The organism is Acinetobacter parvus DSM 16617 = CIP 108168 (assembly GCF_000368025.1).
Classification (GTDB): Bacteria; Pseudomonadota; Gammaproteobacteria; order Pseudomonadales; family Moraxellaceae; genus Acinetobacter; species Acinetobacter parvus.
The window spans coordinates 284,487-302,438 of sequence record NZ_KB849210.1 but is presented as its reverse complement, the minus strand read 5'-3'; the positions used below and the strand labels follow the sequence as shown (position 1 = coordinate 302,438).

General features: G+C 45.1%; 11 protein-coding genes, 2 tRNA genes, 3 rRNA genes and 3 pseudogenes. 14 read left to right on the top strand and 5 right to left on the bottom strand.

What is annotated here, in order from left to right; translation table 11 throughout:
* The 9 genes and pseudogenes from F988_RS02105 to cysK all read left to right on the top strand — a co-directional run.
* Positions 1–1,085 (top strand): 16S ribosomal RNA (locus F988_RS02105); the annotation flags it as partial.
* A 177-nt stretch (positions 1,086–1,262) separates the two neighbouring features.
* Positions 1,263–1,339: transfer RNA gene (locus tag F988_RS02100), tRNA-Ile, on the top strand.
* A 71-nt stretch (positions 1,340–1,410) separates the two neighbouring features.
* A tRNA-Ala gene (locus tag F988_RS02095) sits at positions 1,411–1,486 on the top strand.
* Between the two features lie 466 nt (positions 1,487–1,952).
* Positions 1,953–4,846: ribosomal RNA gene (locus F988_RS02090) — 23S ribosomal RNA — on the top strand.
* Positions 4,847–5,041: 195 nt separating this feature from the next.
* Positions 5,042–5,156: ribosomal RNA gene (gene rrf / locus F988_RS02085) — 5S ribosomal RNA — on the top strand.
* 148 nt (positions 5,157–5,304) lie between these two features.
* Entirely contained in the window at positions 5,305–5,652 is a 348-nt protein-coding gene (locus F988_RS02080) for a helix-turn-helix domain-containing protein (RefSeq protein WP_004674203.1), read from the top strand.
* Between the two features lie 71 nt (positions 5,653–5,723).
* Positions 5,724–5,942: a hypothetical protein gene (locus F988_RS15665; protein ID WP_141629352.1), complete on the top strand. Its 219-nt coding sequence runs from the start codon at positions 5,724–5,726 to the stop codon at positions 5,940–5,942.
* Between the two features lie 140 nt (positions 5,943–6,082).
* Positions 6,083–6,436: pseudogene (locus F988_RS15660) on the top strand (hypothetical protein); the annotation flags it as partial.
* 449 nt (positions 6,437–6,885) lie between these two features.
* Entirely contained in the window at positions 6,886–7,887 is a 1,002-nt protein-coding gene (gene cysK / locus F988_RS02065) for a cysteine synthase A (RefSeq protein ID WP_004680804.1), read from the top strand.
* A gap of 58 nt (positions 7,888–7,945) precedes the next feature.
* On the opposite strand, the gene F988_RS02060 is transcribed toward cysK, so the two are convergent.
* Complete coding sequence (locus F988_RS02060) at positions 7,946–8,512, bottom strand: lytic transglycosylase domain-containing protein (RefSeq protein WP_004680803.1); 567 nt, start codon at positions 8,510–8,512, stop codon at positions 7,946–7,948.
* A 329-nt stretch (positions 8,513–8,841) separates the two neighbouring features.
* Between F988_RS02060 and F988_RS14245 the strand changes: the two are divergent.
* From F988_RS14245 to F988_RS02045, 4 genes and pseudogenes are all read left to right on the top strand, one after another.
* Positions 8,842–8,982 (top strand): annotated as a pseudogene (locus F988_RS14245) (MerR family transcriptional regulator); the annotation flags it as partial.
* Between the two features lie 13 nt (positions 8,983–8,995).
* Entirely contained in the window at positions 8,996–10,186 is a 1,191-nt protein-coding gene (locus F988_RS02055; RefSeq protein ID WP_004680802.1) for an MFS transporter, read from the top strand.
* Positions 10,187–10,468: 282 nt separating this feature from the next.
* On the top strand, positions 10,469–12,841 hold the full coding sequence (locus tag F988_RS02050) for a YgiQ family radical SAM protein (protein ID WP_004680801.1): 2,373 nt from the start codon (positions 10,469–10,471) through the stop codon (positions 12,839–12,841).
* Between the two features lie 308 nt (positions 12,842–13,149).
* On the top strand, positions 13,150–13,686 hold the full coding sequence (locus tag F988_RS02045) for a DUF2726 domain-containing protein (RefSeq protein WP_004680800.1): 537 nt from the start codon (positions 13,150–13,152) through the stop codon (positions 13,684–13,686).
* On the opposite strand, the gene F988_RS02040 is transcribed toward F988_RS02045, so the two are convergent.
* Both F988_RS02040 and F988_RS02035 read right to left on the bottom strand, forming a co-directional pair.
* Positions 13,683–14,039, bottom strand: coding sequence for a RidA family protein (locus F988_RS02040; protein WP_004680799.1), 357 nt, complete (start codon positions 14,037–14,039; stop codon positions 13,683–13,685). The genes F988_RS02045 and F988_RS02040 overlap by 4 nt on opposite strands.
* Before the next feature lie 86 nt (positions 14,040–14,125).
* Positions 14,126–15,184, bottom strand: a complete 1,059-nt coding sequence (locus F988_RS02035) for an RNA-guided endonuclease InsQ/TnpB family protein (RefSeq protein WP_035329834.1) — start codon at positions 15,182–15,184, stop codon at positions 14,126–14,128.
* Positions 15,185–15,204: 20 nt separating this feature from the next.
* On the opposite strand from F988_RS02035, the gene tnpA reads away from it, so the two are divergent.
* The gene (gene tnpA, locus F988_RS02030) at positions 15,205–15,618 is read left to right on the top strand and encodes an IS200/IS605 family transposase (protein ID WP_004680797.1); all 414 of its coding nucleotides are present in this window, start codon (positions 15,205–15,207) and stop codon (positions 15,616–15,618) included.
* Between the two features lie 498 nt (positions 15,619–16,116).
* Here tnpA and dinB read toward each other — a convergent pair.
* A pseudogene (dinB, locus tag F988_RS02015) lies at positions 16,117–17,172 on the bottom strand (DNA polymerase IV).
* 1 nt (position 17,173) lies between these two features.
* Positions 17,174–17,935: a glycoside hydrolase family 25 protein gene (locus tag F988_RS02010; RefSeq protein ID WP_004680795.1), complete on the bottom strand. Its 762-nt coding sequence runs from the start codon at positions 17,933–17,935 to the stop codon at positions 17,174–17,176.
* Positions 17,936–17,952: the final 17 nt, after the last annotated feature.

The window sequence follows — 17,952 nt, the reverse complement described above, 5'->3', positions numbered from 1 at the left end:
TGGATTAATACTCTAGGATAGTGGACGTTACTCGCAGAATAAGCACCGGCTAACTCTGTGCCAGCAGCCGCGGTAATACAGAGGGTGCGAGCGTTAATCGGATTTACTGGGCGTAAAGCGTGCGTAGGCGGCTGATTAAGTCGGATGTGAAATCCCTGAGCTTAACTTAGGAATTGCATTCGATACTGGTCAGCTAGAGTATGGGAGAGGATGGTAGAATTCCAGGTGTAGCGGTGAAATGCGTAGAGATCTGGAGGAATACCGATGGCGAAGGCAGCCATCTGGCCTAATACTGACGCTGAGGTACGAAAGCATGGGGAGCAAACAGGATTAGATACCCTGGTAGTCCATGCCGTAAACGATGTCTACTAGCCGTTGGGGCCTTTGAGGCTTTAGTGGCGCAGCTAACGCGATAAGTAGACCGCCTGGGGAGTACGGTCGCAAGACTAAAACTCAAATGAATTGACGGGGGCCCGCACAAGCGGTGGAGCATGTGGTTTAATTCGATGCAACGCGAAGAACCTTACCTGGCCTTGACATAGTAGAAACTTTCCAGAGATGGATTGGTGCCTTCGGGAATCTACATACAGGTGCTGCATGGCTGTCGTCAGCTCGTGTCGTGAGATGTTGGGTTAAGTCCCGCAACGAGCGCAACCCTTTTCCTTACTTGCCAGCATTTCGGATGGGAACTTTAAGGATACTGCCAGTGACAAACTGGAGGAAGGCGGGGACGACGTCAAGTCATCATGGCCCTTACGGCCAGGGCTACACACGTGCTACAATGGTCGGTACAAAGGGTTGCTACCTAGCGATAGGATGCTAATCTCAAAAAGCCGATCGTAGTCCGGATTGGAGTCTGCAACTCGACTCCATGAAGTCGGAATCGCTAGTAATCGCGGATCAGAATGCCGCGGTGAATACGTTCCCGGGCCTTGTACACACCGCCCGTCACACCATGGGAGTTTGTTGCACCAGAAGTAGGTAGTCTAACCTTAGGGAGGACGCTTACCACGGTGTGGCCGATGACTGGGGTGAAGTCGTAACAAGGTAGCCGTAGGGGAACCTGCGGCTGGATCACCTCCTTAACGAAAGATTGACGATCGGTAAGAATCCACAACAAGTTGTTCTTCGAGATATATCGAATGAAAGATAGAAAAAGTATTGTTTCTCTTTTTTAATTTTAGAGATAAGTCGTGCACTACGCGCTGCGCTTGTCTTGCGAAATAAAAGAAGAGATCAACGATCTCTTCTTTTATTTCTCAGGGTCTGTAGCTCAGTTGGTTAGAGCACACGCTTGATAAGCGTGGGGTCACAAGTTCAAGTCTTGTCAGACCCACCACTACTGACGAAGTGATGAATAATCACAAGCTGCTAGATAAAAAGATATGTCGTTCATTATGATTGTAAGCTGGGGACTTAGCTTAGTTGGTAGAGCGCCTGCTTTGCACGCAGGAGGTCAGGAGTTCGACTCTCCTAGTCTCCACCAGAGCTTCGATCAGCAAAGCAACGCTTTGCCGAAGCGCAAGACAAGCAGCTATGCTGCGCGTAGTATCTGATCTAATATGGTAGTGAAAGATATTTTTAAATTATAGAACTTAATAAATAAGGTGAATCAAGAGATTGATTTAGATTTATTAACTTCTGTGATTTATCACAGTTTACTGCAAGCTGACGAGGCTGTAGTTAATCATTAACAGATTAGAATTTGAGTCTGAAATAAATTGTTCACTCATTCAATAACAAAGCAAGAAGAATTAATTCTTTAAGCTGAGTTGTTAGAAATGAGAACTAGCAAAAACACTGAATCAAGCGTTTTGGTATATGAATTTAGATTGAAGCTGTACGGTGCTTAAGTGCACGGGACTTCGAACTGTAGATTAAATAGATCATTAATTATTTATTTAATTGTCTTAATCCTACTTGTAGGGATTAACGACTGTTTGGGGTTCTATAGTCAAGTAATTAAGTGCATGTGGTGGATGCCTTGGCAGTCAGAGGCGAAGAAAGACGTGATAGCCTGCGAAAAGCTCCGGGGAGGCGGCAAATATCCTGTGATCCGGAGATATCTGAATGGGGGAACCCACTTACCATAAGGTAGGTATTGCAACATGAATACATAGTGTTGCAAGGCGAACGAGGGGAAGTGAAACATCTCAGTACCCTTAGGAAAAGAAATCAATTGAGATTCCCTTAGTAGCGGCGAGCGAACGGGGAGTAGCCCATTAAGTTATGTGTGTTTTAGTGGAACGCTCTGGGAAGTGCGAACGTAGAGGGTGATATTCCCGTACACGAAAGGGCACACATAATGATGACGAGTAGGGCGAGGCACGTGAAACCTTGTCTGAATATGGGGGGACCATCCTCCAAGGCTAAATACTCCTGACTGACCGATAGTGAACCAGTACCGTGAGGGAAAGGCGAAAAGAACCCCTGTGAGGGGAGTGAAATAGATCCTGAAACCGCATGCATACAAGCAGTGGGAGCCGACATGTTCGGTGACTGCGTACCTTTTGTATAATGGGTCAGCGACTTATATTCAGTAGCGAGGTTAACCGAATAGGGGAGCCGTAGAGAAATCGAGTCTTAATAGGGCGTTTAGTTGCTGGGTATAGACCCGAAACCAGGCGATCTATCCATGAGCAGGTTGAAGGTTGGGTAACACTAACTGGAGGACCGAACCCACTGTCGTTGAAAAGCCAGGGGATGACTTGTGGATAGGGGTGAAAGGCTAATCAAGCCTGGTGATAGCTGGTTCTCCCCGAAAGCTATTTAGGTAGCGCCTCGGACGAATACCATTGGGGGTAGAGCACTGTTTCGGCTAGGGGGTCATCCCGACTTACCAAACCGATGCAAACTCCGAATACCAATGAGTACTATCCGGGAGACAGACTGCGGGTGCTAACGTCCGTAGTCAAGAGGAAAACAATCCAGACCGCCAGCTAAGGCCCCAAAATCATAGTTAAGTGGGAAACGATGTGGGAAGGCATAGACAGCTAGGAGGTTGGCTTAGAAGCAGCCACCCTTTAAAGAAAGCGTAATAGCTCACTAGTCGAGTCGGCCTGCGCGGAAGATGTAACGGGGCTAAAACTATGTGCCGAAGCTGCGGATGTAACTTTTAAGTTACGTGGTAGGGGAGCGTTCTGTAAGCCGAAGAAGGTGTATTGAGAAGTATGCTGGAGGTATCAGAAGTGCGAATGCTGACGTGAGTAACGACAAAACGGGTGAAAAACCCGTTCGCTGAAAGACCAAGGGTTCCAGTCCAACGTTAATCGGGGCTGGGTGAGTCGACCCCTAAGGCGAGGCCGAGAGGCGTAGTCGATGGGAAATTGGTTAATATTCCAATACTTCTGTGTAATGCGATGAGAGGACGGAGAAGGTTAAGTCAGCCTGGCGTTGGTTGTCCAGGTGGAAGACAGTAGGCATGCATCTTAGGCAAATCCGGGGTGCTCTATGCTGAGAGTCGATAGCAAGCTGTACTTGTACAGTGAAGTGGCTGATACCATGCTTCCAGGAAAAGTCTCTAAGCTTCAGTTACACAGGAATCGTACCCGAAACCGACACAGGTGGTCAGGTCGAGTAGACCAAAGCGCTTGAGAGAACTCTGCTGAAGGAACTAGGCAAAATGGTACCGTAACTTCGGGAGAAGGTACGCTGCTGACGGTGATGGGACTTGCTCCCTGAGCGGTTGGCAGCCGCAGAAACCAGGCCGCTGCAACTGTTTATTAAAAACATAGCACTCTGCAAACACGAAAGTGGACGTATAGGGTGTGATGCCTGCCCGGTGCTGGAAGGTTAATTGATGGGGTTAGCGTAAGCGAAGCTCTTGATCGAAGCCCCAGTAAACGGCGGCCGTAACTATAACGGTCCTAAGGTAGCGAAATTCCTTGTCGGGTAAGTTCCGACCTGCACGAATGGCATAATGATGGCGGCGCTGTCTCCAGCAGAGGCTCAGTGAAATCGAAATCGCTGTGAAGATGCAGTGTACCCGCGGCTAGACGGAAAGACCCCGTGAACCTTTACTGCAGCTTGACATTGAACTTTGACCTTACTTGTGTAGGATAGGTGGGAGGCTTTGAAGTTGGAACGCTAGTTCCAATGGAGCCGTCCTTGAAATACCACCCTGGTAATGTTGAGGTTCTAACTCTGCCCCGTAATCCGGGGCGAGGACCATGTCTGGTGGGTAGTTTGACTGGGGCGGTCTCCTCCTAAAGAGTAACGGAGGAGTACGAAGGTGCGCTCAGCGTGGTCGGAAATCACGCGTAGAGTATAAAGGCAAAAGCGCGCTTAACTGCGAGACCCACAAGTCGAGCAGGTACGAAAGTAGGTCTTAGTGATCCGGTGGTTCTGTATGGAAGGGCCATCGCTCAACGGATAAAAGGTACTCTGGGGATAACAGGCTGATACCGCCCAAGAGTTCATATCGACGGCGGTGTTTGGCACCTCGATGTCGGCTCATCTCATCCTGGGGCTGAAGCAGGTCCCAAGGGTATGGCTGTTCGCCATTTAAAGAGGTACGCGAGCTGGGTTTAGAACGTCGTGAGACAGTTCGGTCCCTATCTACCGTGGGCGCTGGAAATTTGAGAGGATCTGCTCCTAGTACGAGAGGACCAGAGTGGACGAACCTCTGGTGTACCGGTTGTGACGCCAGTCGCATCGCCGGGTAGCTATGTTCGGAAGGGATAACCGCTGAAAGCATCTAAGCGGGAAGCCTACCTCAAGATAAGATTTCCCTAAGACTATATGTCTTCTAAAGAGCCGTTCGAGACTAGGACGTTGATAGGTTGGGTGTGGAAGCACGGTGACGTGTGAAGCTGACCAATACTAATTGCTCGTGAGGCTTGACTATACAACACCCAAACAGTTGTTGTATTCAAGATAAATTCAATACATAACTTGATTTAGTGTGAAAACTAGTTAAAATGCTGAACACAAAGTTAGACTCAATATCTAATCCGTTAATAACTCTTTGGTTCGTAAGTAAGGCAGACATGAAGTGAAAACACAACATGATCAATAAGACCCCAAAACACCACAACAGTTTGCTGGCGACAATAGCAAGAGTGAACCACCTGATCCCTTCCCGAACTCAGAAGTGAAACCTCTTCGCGCTGATGGTAGTGTGGCGTTTGCCATGTGAGAGTAAGTCATCGCCAGCTTTTAATTTCAAAACCTCCCAACCAATGTTGGGAGGTTTTTTATTGCTTAATAGGATAAGAATACAGCTATAGCAATTAGCAAAATATAAGCTACACTTGGATTTATTTGAGACTTCACTCATACCTAAAATATATTCTGTAGATTTACGTGAAAAAGTCATTGAAACATTATCATGATACTCACCATAAATCGCAAACTTGTCATTTATTCAATATCGCAAGAACTACCCTGGACGACTGGATCAAGCTGGAACAACAGACAGGGCAACTTAAGCAACCCAAAATCATAAACTCTGGGCGGCAAAGCAAGATTAAAGATATGCAGGCATTTCAGCTATTTGTAGAAACACCTGAGTTTTCACAGGCAAAAGAACTCCTCCCTTTATTTGCTAAACAATTCACTTATGAGATTAGCTATCGAACTTTATTGACTGCTTTGCATAAAATTGGCTGGATATATAAAAAAAGAGTTTTACCTACAAAGAAAGTCAATTAGAACAAAAGATTGCTTACCAATGGCATCTTTTAGAAATACTCAAACGAGTTGATCCATCAGATATCTATTATATGGATGAAGCTGGCATGAGTTGCAATGAAGTTGCACAAATGGGATGGTCAAAGAAAGGTACAAGATGTCATGCAACCCGTTCAGGTCTATCTTCCAGACCTATGAGCTTTATTGGTGCTATATCCTTGGCAGAAAAAACTAAATTTATCATGCCTATACTATTTGAAAGCTGTTGTAATCGTAGTGTATTTGAAAGTTGGTTAACTTCATTCGGATAATCATTTGGGAAGTCAAAACCGATGAAAGACCGTATTATCATTTTAGATAACGCGACTTTTCACAAAGGTGAAGAAATTGAAAATTATGATGTCCTAATGCTTGGTTTTAAATCAATGTAGCTTATATAGTGTGGTTTGCTATAGCACTACTTGGTTTAAAGTTTTCGATTTCAAGTTTTGCCTTACCACTGATTGGTATCGGCGCCTTGCTAAAATTATTGGGAAAAGAAAGAGTTGGATTTATTGGACTGACCCTGGCAGGTTTTGGTTTATTGTTTTTTGGTATCCAGCTTTTGCAGGATGCCATGAGTGGCGTTGCGGAACTGATTGACCTCTCGCGCTGGGCGGAACCGACGCTGTTGATGCGTTTGTTTCTGGTGTTGGTCGGTATTCTCATGACGATTGTACTCCAGTCATCCAGTGCGGCAATGACCACAACTCTTGCGGCATTGTCTACCCAGACCATTAATCTGGAACAGACCCTGGCGTTGGTGGCAGTATATTCCTTATTTATTGCAGGAATCATTTGTAAAAATACCTAAATCTTTAGTGGATGAATTGAGCTTGATAGTGAATGAAATGAAAGAGAGACAAGAGTCTGTAAGGCAAAAGATTATCGAGGATTCCACCCATCAAAATGTTTCTGCAACCTATGCTCTGGAATTGCTCGCTACCCAGCGTTGGCTGGAGCATTTGGTGTACATTCTGAACGGGTTGCAATTCTGCTGGGTGATACTGATCAGGGCATTGTCCATGAGGAATTGGCTTAATGCAGAGATGTGGTTAAAAGCCAGAACAGGCAATAATACAAAAAGAGTCGGGAAGTCTAGACTTGAAAGTTTTGTTATAAATCAGCATCACAAATCGTTAAATATCAATTTTTGATGATAAGGTTAAACTGCGTATAATCTTTTTAAAGACGATAAGATATAAAGGATCATTCATGACAACCGATCAACAATTTCCAACGCCTGCCAACCTAGGTATCGCAGTTTATTCAAATAATGCCGAAGCCATTGGTAATACACCTTTAGTTCGTATCAATCGCTTGATTAAATCAGATGCTACAGTATTGGCAAAAGTTGAAAGCCGTAATCCTGCATTTTCAATAAAATGCCGTATTGGTGCAGCCATGATTGCAGATGCGGAAAAACGTGGTGTACTTAAAACTGGTATGCATATTGTTGAACCGACTAGCGGTAATACAGGGATTGCTCTAGCATTTGTGGCGGCGGCAAAAGGTTATCCCATTACCCTGACTATGCCTGCAAGTATGAGTCTGGAACGTCGTAAGGTGCTGAAAGCCTTGGGTGCGAACCTTGTACTGACTGAACCAGCCAAAGGCATGAAAGGTGCGGTGGATGAGGCGGTACGCTTAGCCACTGAAAACCCTGAGCTTTATTTCCTACCACAACAATTTGAAAATCCAGCCAATCCACAGATTCATACAGATACTACAGGTCCTGAAATCTGGAATGCCACAGGGGGTAATGTTGACATTTTAGTGGCGGGTGTGGGAACTGGCGGCACCATTACAGGGATTTCACGTTATTTTGAGCAAGTGCAGAATAAGCCATTGTATTCAGTGGCAGTTGAACCAGCTGAATCACCAATTATTACCCAAACTAAAAATGGTGAGAGCATTACACCTGCACCGCATAAAATTCAGGGGATTGGTGCCAACTTTATTCCTAAAAACCTGGATTTGGACCTGGTTGATGAAGTCCTGCCAGTGAACAGTGCGGATGCGATTGACTGGGCAAGAAAGTGTGCAACGCAAGAAGGAATTTTAGTGGGTATTTCAAGTGGTGCGGCATTGGCGGCAGCGGCCCAGATTGCTGAACGTCCAGAAAATGCAGGGAAAACCATTGTGGTGATTTTACCTGACAGTGGTGAGCGTTATCTATCTTCAGTGTTATTTGAGGGCTTGTTTGACGAGGCTTAATCAGTCGTTGAATATAAAAAAACCATGCCTTTAGCGCATGGTTTTTTTATTGCCCAATTTAAAGTGCTTTCTTTAAAGCCTTTTCATGTCGCTTCACCGATCTTGCATATTTCTTGCCTTTGTGTCGTGTCCAGAAACTGCGTTGATAACCTGTTGGTCCAACATTGTAATAGGCAACGGCTTTTGACCAGCTTCCCGCAGATTTATAGTAGGTCGCAAGGACTTGGGTGTCACAGTTAATATTGACACTTTCATCATAAAGATTGCCAGGACAGGCCTGACGCCAATGACTTGGAATGATTTGGGTCAGTCCCACCGCGCCCGTCGGTGAGCGTGCGGCACTGTTGTAGTTGGATTCCTGTCGAATAATCGCCGCAATTAAAAGTGGCGAAACATCGTAACGCTCTGAGCTTTGAATGATGATGGGCGATACGCGATTGGCGGTACTAGGTGAAACAGAATAAGCGGTTTGTAATCCTGATGAGAGTTGATTGGAACGATTGGCAAATGATCCGCTTAGACTGCTGCATGCAGACAGGGTGATAGCGCTCAGAACCAGACCGATTCTTAAAAGCAGCAAGATGGGTTTTTCAAGAATGTATTGTTGAGTTGTTAGGATTTGCAAAGCAAACAACCAGAAAAATAAAATGATGAGTCATGGTATTAAGCCAAATTGAGGGAGTCAATAGCGATTATTTTATCGTTCTATGTCTATGCGAATTAAACACCAGGGCAATAAAAAAGCCCCGACATCCTGTCGAGGCTTTCTCATATTTGGTTTCTTACCGCCAACTCCTGTCAGCGACCACGTCCTGTGCTTCTTGTTGTTCTGAATGAGACTTCCTGTCTCTCTATGATTTGTATATTAGGGGATAAACCTGCTATCAGCTATTCGCCAATCACCGCAACCTGTGTACGCTTTAACCTACAAAATACAGGATTATGGCCAGATAGTTACATTTTATCAGTGAGGGGTTGAGGCATGCGGCAGTATGTCCCGCAGAAAATCATATGCAATGCCCAACGTTTCAGGGTTTTTTAAAGGCGGTCATTACAGGGAGTCTAAAAAAGACTAAAATCAAATCAGACCTGTAGAAAAAGCTGATTTATGTCGGACATTGTCAAAACCCATATTGAATATGGTTCAAAATCATTTACCGCGATTTTATGGTCATTGTTCTTTGCAGGGTTTGCCTCTTTCTCATCCCTGTACTGTGTGCAGCCGATGATGCCGATTTTTGCAAAGTTCTTTCAGGTCAGCCCGACACATAGTAGTTTTCCATTATCCTTTTCCACCATTGCCCTGGCCATTGGCCTGCTGTTTACAGGCTTTATTTCTGATCGTTTCGGGCGCAAACCGATTATGGTATTTACCTTGTTCCTTGTTTCGGTTTTATTGCTGGTCAGTGCGTCTTTTCCAATCTGGGAAATTTTCTTAACAACTCGTATTTTTATAGGCTTGGCGGTGAGTGGTGTTGCCGCAGTTGCAATGACTTATATTGGAGAGGAGATTTCACAGAAAGATATTGGTTTGGCGATGGGGTTGTATATCTCAGGCACAGCGATTGGAGGGATGGGCGGACGTTTGATTGCAGGGGTATTGGTTGATTTTATCTCATGGCAATCAGCAACTTATATTATTGGTTTTATCAATCTTATCATTGCCTGTCTGTTCTATTTACTCTTACCCAAGTCCCAGCATTTTCAACCCTATCCTTTTCGATTTTCCCGTTTTAAGGCAGCGTTTGAACAAAACTTAAAAGACCGTAAATTACGCATCCTGTTTGCCGAGGGTTTTATCCTGATGGGATGTCTGGTCACGGTGTTTAATTATATTAGTTATCACCTGCTGGAAGCACCATTTCAATTATCACAAAGCTGGATTGGTTTAATCTCGATTGCCTATTTGGCAGGAATTTACAGTTCATCAAAAGCAGCACAGTGGAGCTTTAAATATGGTCGGGCCAAAGTTTTACCCCTCATGTTATTGATGATGATGGCTGGACTGCTGATTACCCTGATTCCAGCGCTTTGGGTAATTTTGCTGGGACTGATTATTTTTGCCTTTGCCTTTTTTGCAGCACATTCCACCGCCAGCAGTTGGGTATCTGTGCAGGCAATTCAGTATCGGGCGGTGGCTGCATCGCTGTATTTATTCTGCTATTACATCGGTTCCAGTTTGCTGGGAAGTAGTGGTGGCCTGATCTGGGAAAACTTTGGCTGGATTGGGATCAATCTCAGTGTGGTGTTGGTATTGGCTTTTGGCCTGATTTTATCAATTCATCTAAAGGCTTTATAATAAAAATAACATGATGAAATGTGTAGAGATGGCAAGAAATGCAATTCCTGAGCAATATCCATTATTAAGAACGATTCAGTTGGTAACGAATGGTTATTACAGGCCTCATTGAGTACCCACTTGAAAATTTATAGATTGCGAGTGAATTTTAGGCAGATTAATTCTTATCTCTTTGTTTCTGTATGTTTTATAAACAAGGAAAATGAATCAGATTCATGTTAAAATGATCGGCTTTCATCTTTAGATGTCTCTCCTCCATCTGCTAGCCGAGATTCGCAAGCCATGTCTACTGCCTACACCATGCAGACCGCGCCCAAAGCGCTGTTTGATTACGACAAATATTGGGCGTCGTGTTTTGAACCCGCACCATTTTTGCCGATGTCACGAGAAGAAATGGACCTGCTCGGCTGGGATGCATGTGACTTTATTTTGGTTTGTGGTGATGCCTATATTGACCATCCTTCCTTTGTGTCGGGTGTGATTGGGCGTGTGCTTGAGGCACAGGGCTTCCGTGTCGGGATTATTGCGCAGCCAGACTGGACCAATGTGGAAAGCTTCCGTGTGCTGGGCAAGCCCACCATTGCGTGGGGGGTAACGGCTGGGAACATGGATTCAATGATCAACCGTTATACGGCAGATCGTAAAATCCGTTCGGATGATGCCTATTCTCCAAACAATGAAGCAAATAAACGCCCTGATCGTGCGGCAACCGTGTATTGCCAGCGTTGTCGTGAGGCATTTCCAGATGTGCCTGTATTGCTGGGAGGGATTGAGGGCAGTCTACGTCGTATCGCACACTATGATTATTGGTCAGACAAGGTTCGTCGTTCCATTTTGATGGATTCAAAGGCCGACCTGTTGATGTATGGTAATGGTGAGCGTGCCATTATCGAGGTGATGCACCGCTTGGCCAAAGGTGAAAAGGTGCATGACATTACCGATGTTCGTGGTACAGCATTTATCATTAATAAACATAATAAAGCCTCCAAGGCAAAATTCGTTGAAATTGCCAGTAACGATGTCGATACCATTGGACGTGTCGATCCCATCATCAATCCGTATGTGATGACAGAAGACATTGATGGTTGCGAGGTTGAGAAAGAAAAAGGCAATTCCTTAGCCCAATATCAAAATTTCCAGAAAGAAATTGTGGCAAATCCAATTGTACGTGAGGGCAATCAGTTAGACCCTGATACCCAGATTGTGCAACTGAGAGCTGCACCATCCAAGGCAATTAAGCATAAACTGCCACCACGTGAACTGGCGGTGATTCGTTTGCCCTCATTTGAAGAGGTGGCGAATGACCATGTGCTGTATGCCCATGCCAACCGTATTTTGCATCTTGAAACCAATCCAGGCAATGCGCGTGCCCTTGTTCAACGCCACGGTGAACGTGATGTCTGGATTAATCCACCGCCTATTCCACTGACCACAGAGGAAATGGATTACGTGTTTGACTTGCCGTATGCACGTTTACCACACCCTGCCTATGGGGATGCACGTTTCCCTGCATTTGACATGATCAAGTTCTCTGTCAACATCATGCGTGGCTGTTTTGGTGGCTGTACATTCTGTTCGATTACGGAGCATGAGGGGCGGATTATCCAGAACCGTTCGGAAGACTCGATTTTACGTGAAATTGAAAAGATCCGTGATACTGCACCGAATTTTACAGGCATTATTTCAGACTTGGGTGGTCCAACCGCCAATATGTACCGTCTGCACTGCAATGATCCTGAAATTGAGAAGAACTGTCGTAAGCCATCCTGTGTCTATCCAGGCGTATGCCAGAACCTGCACACCGATCATGCGCCACTGGTTCAGCTGTACCGTAAGGCACGTGAAATCAAGGGTGTGAAGAAGATTCTGATTGGTTCTGGCCTGCGTTATGACCTTGCGGTACTCAATCCTGAATATGTCAAGGAACTGGTACAGCACCATGTCGGTGGTTACCTGAAGATTGCGCCTGAGCATACCGAACAGGGGCCACTCTCCAAGATGATGAAACCTGGAATTGGTACCTATGACCGCTTTAAGCAAATGTTTGAGCGTTTTAGTAAGGAAGCGGGTAAGGAACAGTATTTGATTCCATACTTTATTGCTGCACATCCAGGTACAACCGACTATGACATGATGAATCTGGCGGTCTGGTTGAAGAAGAACGGTTTCCGTGCCGATCAGGTACAGACGTTCTATCCATCGCCAATGGCCACCGCCACCACCATGTATTATTCAGGTAAAAACCCACTGTCAAAGGTGGCGCGTTACACTGAAAATGTGGATATTGTTAAGGGTGAGAAACGTCGCCGTTTGCATAAGGCATTCCTGCGTTACCATGATCCAAACAACTGGCCTCTATTGCGTGAAGCCTTAAAGGAAATGGGACGTTCGGATTTGATTGGAAATTCCAAACAGCACCTGATTCCGACCTACCAGCCACAGGGAACCGCTGAGGGGGAATATAAGTCTGCTCGCAAGAAGAACTCCACTGTGGCGGGAGATTCCGCAAAACGTACAGGACAGCCGCAATCAGGCCAGAAACGTCCACAAAAAGGGCAGATTCTGACCCAGCATACGGGCTTGCCACCGCGTGAAACAGGTGAGAAACGACCTTTCTCGGCAAAGCCAAAACCAAAGTCTAAGGCCCATCGTTGAGTTGAGTTTGGGAAAGCCTGAGTCTTTCATGCTTTCCTTTTGATACACAAATGAGGGGGTAGTCACGAATGATTGGTAAAACTACAATTTATAGAAACATATACTGACAATATCGAGTTGAATATTCCCCGCAGGATGATTATAAATAAAGGTGCAGGACGCTTTTACGACTTTGGTCGGCTGTTCAAACACGATTAAAAAATTTAAGTTTGTACTGCGAAAATGACTTTACTATCGCTCGCTCTTGATTAAAAAAATTGGCATCAAAGCCAAAATGATTATAAAAAATCTAAAGGGATTGGTTAGAAATGTATTATTTCATAACAATAGTTGCGCTACTGTTTATTACAGTATTTGCAGTTCGAAGTTTGCACCAAAATCGGCGTCAGGACAGCCCACTGAAACGACGTGGTATCCTGAATATTTCTGAACAGATTACCCTGATGCGTTTAAAGGCGGTTTTGCCACGGCATACCGTATTGGCGCATGTGTCTTTTGATGCCTTGCTCACCACAAAGTTTGCCCATACCCGCCGTAAGTATCAGGGGCTGGTTGCCGATTTTGTGGTGCTGGACCAGCAGCATCAGGTGCTTGCCATCATTGAGATCGCAGACCAGTCGTATGTCAATCGCCTGCAACAAAAACATTATCAGGACAGTCTGCTGGAACTGGCTGGATACCGTGTATTGCGTTACAGCGCGATTCCAACTGAACAGGAATTACGGGAAGACCTGATTCCTGATCTGTTCGCGCGTGCTACACCAAGAACCGCTACACCAGTGACCATGCCACAGGCGGCGGAGCGCGCGATAAAATACAACGTTCTGGCGGTGAAATCGTCCTAGTCTGGACGCACTGCCGTGACGGTCATTTCCACCAGAACATCAGGCGCATAGAGCTTGGATTCCACACAGGTACGTGCTGGGGGATGCCCCTCAGCAATCCACGCATCCCAAACGGCATTCATGGTCGCATAATCTTTTTCAATGTCTTTCAGGAAAATAAACACAGATAGAATATGGGTTTTGTCTGTGCCTGCCTCAGACAGTAAACGGTCAATGTTGTCTAAGGTTTGCTGGGTCTGTGCGCCAATATCCAGGCTGGTGTCATCTGCCAGTTGTCCAGCCAGATGAACCTGATTTCCTGAAATTGCAACTTCGCAATAGCGTGAGGTGACACGTAGTCGTTGCACAGACATAATGGTAACCTAATTAAAAAAAACATAGGATGATTGTACTGCATGCCCCTCGCCACAGTGTAATTTTGTTTGACATCCTCCCCGACCTAAAGGACGGGGATTCCTACTGCTAGACGCTCATGTCCGAGCGCAAGAATATTCAGTGCGGAATTTACATCCCGATCATGGAGCGTACCGCACTCCACACACTGCCACTCTCTTATTCCTAAACCTGCTCTACCTTTCGGACTACTGGAGCGTGAGCCACAGCACGAACAAATTTGGGTGGTATAGGCTTCATTGACTTCTTCATAACATACCCCTGCGTTCTCGCATTTATACTTGAGCATGGTTCTTAGTGTTGTCCAACTGGCATCTAATACAGACTTGGCTAGTTTGGTCTGCGCTAGTGCTTTGGCATTCACATTGCCAATGAAGATTGCTGCATGTTCATTCACCAGTTTATGACTGAATTGATGCAACATGTTTTGACGTATATTTTTAATCTTGGCGTGAATTGCTTTGACACGTTTCTTATTTCTAGCTCGTTGGGCTATGCCAAGTTTTTGTTCATATTGGCGATAGATTTTAGGAGCTTTGAGCTTTATACCATCTGAACAAGTAGCTAAGTCTTTTAATCCCAAATCTATACCAATTGAGGTTTTAGCGCTGGTTTTCTCTGTTTTAATTGAATCAACTACAAGACAGACATACCAACGCCCACGACTATCCTCTACAAACGAGCCTGTTTTAACATTGTATTTGCTTAGTCCGTAGCTGTCCCATAGTTTGAATTGATGCTTGCCGTATTGAACATATCCATCAGCATATTTGATTGCAACTTTTTTGAATGGTATCCAGCCCAATGAACGCCTAGCTGATTTTTTATTGTTGACTCGCCATTTCAGTTTTGCTTTTTTGAATTGCTTGCGTCTTGTCACTAATTCTTCTGTGACCGCCTGAATCGTTTGGCTATGCAAATTACATTCTTTCGATGTGCCTTTCGTGTATTTAGCAATATCGTATGCTGAAAAGAATTGTTGTTTTCGTTGTAGATGTTTAAAACACAAATCATTCACGTAATTCCAGACAAAATTCACCTCAGATGCCATCTGATTTAGCACCTTGCAATGTTTGTCTTTTATGCGTAATTTGAGTGTTTTCATTCCTAAAATATATTTGGTCTATGAGCTATAGTCAAGAGATTAGAACAGGTCGACACTGTGTTTTTAATATGCACGTTCATTTAGTCTTTGTGGCTAAATATCGGCGTGATGTTTTTACTAAAGCAATGCTTGAAACGATGCGTGAAGTATTTGAGCGTGTATGCTTGGACTTTGAAGCTGAGTTGGTAGAGTTTGACGGTGAACATGACCATGTACATTTGCTCGTCAATTATCCGCCTAAAGTCGCTATTTCTAGTTTGGTAAATAGCTTGAAAGGTGCATCTAGTCGAATTTTACGAACCAAACACCCTGAAATTAAAAGCAAATTATGGGGTAATGCCTTGTGGTCGCCTAGTTACTTCGCTGCATCATGCGCAGGTGCGCCTATTGGGATTATTAAGCAGTATATTCAACAACAGCAAACACCGCATTAATGGCTTACGCCAGTCGCTTATATCCTCGGGCTAAACCCCGAGGTTTTACGCTCCAATGGATAAATCAGCCAGCAAAGCTTTCCATGCGAACCAGCCTGCGTTGCTGGAAAAATAAAATGGAGTGTTGCTGCGGGCAAATGATCATATTGCCAAGATTCAGCAACTGAATTTTTGCCTCTCTTAGTCGAGTCAGGCAGAAGTCTCGCGCATTCAAGATATTCTAATTGTATGGATACAGTTTAGCTGAACACAGTAGGGAGAAAAGTGCAATCCTGAAAATTTTATGGGTGGGGAAATTGAGAAAGGACACCAGAAGTGCCCTGTAATATTCGGATTTGATCGTCACGCCAACCACAGGAGCAGATGCTAAAAGTGAGGATTTCTTTAGCATCAGCAAATCACATGGATAATGTGATTGCGCTGCTAGAGTACTGAAAAGCACATAAAAAGCAAACATAAATTTAAACATAAACCATGCTTTTGAGTAAAAAAACGCCATTACCATAAGCAAAGCTGGGGTTCCTGCTGGGCTTGCTGTAATTGATACACGCCCACGCCAACCAGCCGAAACTGTAAAATGGGTTCAATATGCATTTCATTCAGCAATTGCAACACCACCTGCCACAGGTCCTGCTGCGATTGCAAGGGCTGTTTAAAGCTTTTACTGTGCTGTAAAACCTGAAAATTCTTTAACTTCAACTTGACGTTGACACCACGGGCCGTCAACTGCTACTTATTCAGGCTACGCCAGACCTGTTCTGTCAACGGCTGCCATGTATGGCTGCATTGATCAAGGGTGTAGTCATCATCAAAGGTGATCTCCTTGGAAATTTGCTGGCGTTCCCGTTCAGCCTTGACGGGGCGTTGGTCAATGCCTTGGGCATATAGATAGAGCTGTTTGCCATATTTGCCAAAATGGTGAATCAATATATTTTCATCAATTTGTTGCAGTTGACCCAGGGTGTGCAGATTGAGATGATGAAGCTTTTGTTGGGTCACTTTGCCGACGCCGTGAATTTTACTGACGGGCAAATCCTGAATAAAGCTGAGTACCTGTGAGGGCTTGATCACAAACAGGCCATTGGGCTTATTCCAGTCGGATGCGATTTTTGCCAGAAACTTATTCGGGGCAACGCCTGCGGAAGCGGTCAATCCAGTGGCTGCCAGAATATCGGCACGGATCTGTGTTGCAACCTCGGTGGCGCTAGGGATGTTTTTTAGGTTCTCGGTCACATCCAGATAGGCCTCATCCAGTGACAGCGGTTCAATCAGTGGGGTATATTGCTGAAAAATCTGGTGAATTTGTGCAGATACCTCTCGGTATTTCTCAAAGTTCGGTTCAAGAACAATCACCTGTGGACAAAGTTTTCGTGCCTGCCCCATCGACATGGCGGAACGCAGGCCAAAGACACGGGCAGGATAGGATGCGGCGGCGACCACGCCACGGGTATGATGAAAGGCCACCACTACAGGCAGGTCCTTGAGTTCGGGACGTTCCCTTAACTCAACTGAGGCATAGAAAGCATCCATGTCAATATGGATGATCTTGCGCAGCTCATTTGCCATCCTGAATGCCTTGTTGTGTTAAAAAGATGCGCCACTGTTTGGGAGAGTCGGCATAAACATTTAAATCGACAGGTTTATCAATACCATCAATTTTGCCATTCTGGGTATGTTGCCAAAACAGCCATTGTCGTCCATCTTTCAGTTTAGGCTGTTCCTGATAATCACGTACCCAAAGCGGTGTATTGATAAAGCTACCCATCAGCACAATATGGTAAAAACTCTTGGAAATATAGAAAATGGGCTGCTTGCCATAATGCTGCTGTAGCTGGTCATGCATGACCTGAATTTCCCTGAGTAACTGCTCCTTGGTAAAGGCGTTGATACAGTTGCTATCATATTCAAGGTCAATCACGGGCGGCAGGGCATCTGCTTTGTTGGGCACGGTAGCGATAAAGTTTTCCGCCTGCACCTTGCCATCCCGACATAAACGATAGAAGTGGTAGGCACCAACATGCAGGCCCTGTTCGCGTGCCTTAAGCCAGTTTTCCTGAAAGTTTCGGTCCTTAAAGTCGCCACCCTCGGTGGCTTTTAGATAGACAAACTGGTACTGCACTGGAGAGATCTTTTTCCAGTTAATCTCACCCTGATGGTGCGAAACATCAAAGCCACGAATGGCATAGTCCTGCGCAGACGCTTTCTGCTGATGGAACAGGCCGAAATAGCTCACCACACCAAGCATGACAGCTAAGCCAACACTGGCATAGGTTGGATAATATCGGGAGAGTGGATGTTTCACAGGTTTCTTTGCCATGTCGTCAGCTATATTTT

Excerpts from the sequence above, each read along its gene's own strand:
- F988_RS02045 (WP_004680800.1), top strand. The coding sequence starts at position 13,150 with ATGTATTATTTCATAACAATAGTTGCGCTACTGTTTATTACAGTATTT.
- F988_RS02055 (WP_004680802.1), top strand. The coding sequence starts at position 8,996 with ATGTCGGACATTGTCAAAACCCATATTGAATATGGTTCAAAATCATTT.
- F988_RS02010 (WP_004680795.1), bottom strand. The coding sequence starts at position 17,935 with ATGGCAAAGAAACCTGTGAAACATCCACTCTCCCGATATTATCCAACC.
- tnpA (WP_004680797.1), top strand. The coding sequence starts at position 15,205 with ATGAGCTATAGTCAAGAGATTAGAACAGGTCGACACTGTGTTTTTAAT.
- F988_RS02035 (WP_035329834.1), bottom strand. The coding sequence starts at position 15,184 with ATGAAAACACTCAAATTACGCATAAAAGACAAACATTGCAAGGTGCTA.
- F988_RS02050 (WP_004680801.1), top strand. The coding sequence starts at position 10,469 with ATGTCTACTGCCTACACCATGCAGACCGCGCCCAAAGCGCTGTTTGAT.
- cysK (WP_004680804.1), top strand. The coding sequence starts at position 6,886 with ATGACAACCGATCAACAATTTCCAACGCCTGCCAACCTAGGTATCGCA.
- F988_RS15665 (WP_141629352.1), top strand. The coding sequence starts at position 5,724 with ATGGATGAAGCTGGCATGAGTTGCAATGAAGTTGCACAAATGGGATGG.
- F988_RS02040 (WP_004680799.1), bottom strand. The coding sequence starts at position 14,039 with ATGTCTGTGCAACGACTACGTGTCACCTCACGCTATTGCGAAGTTGCA.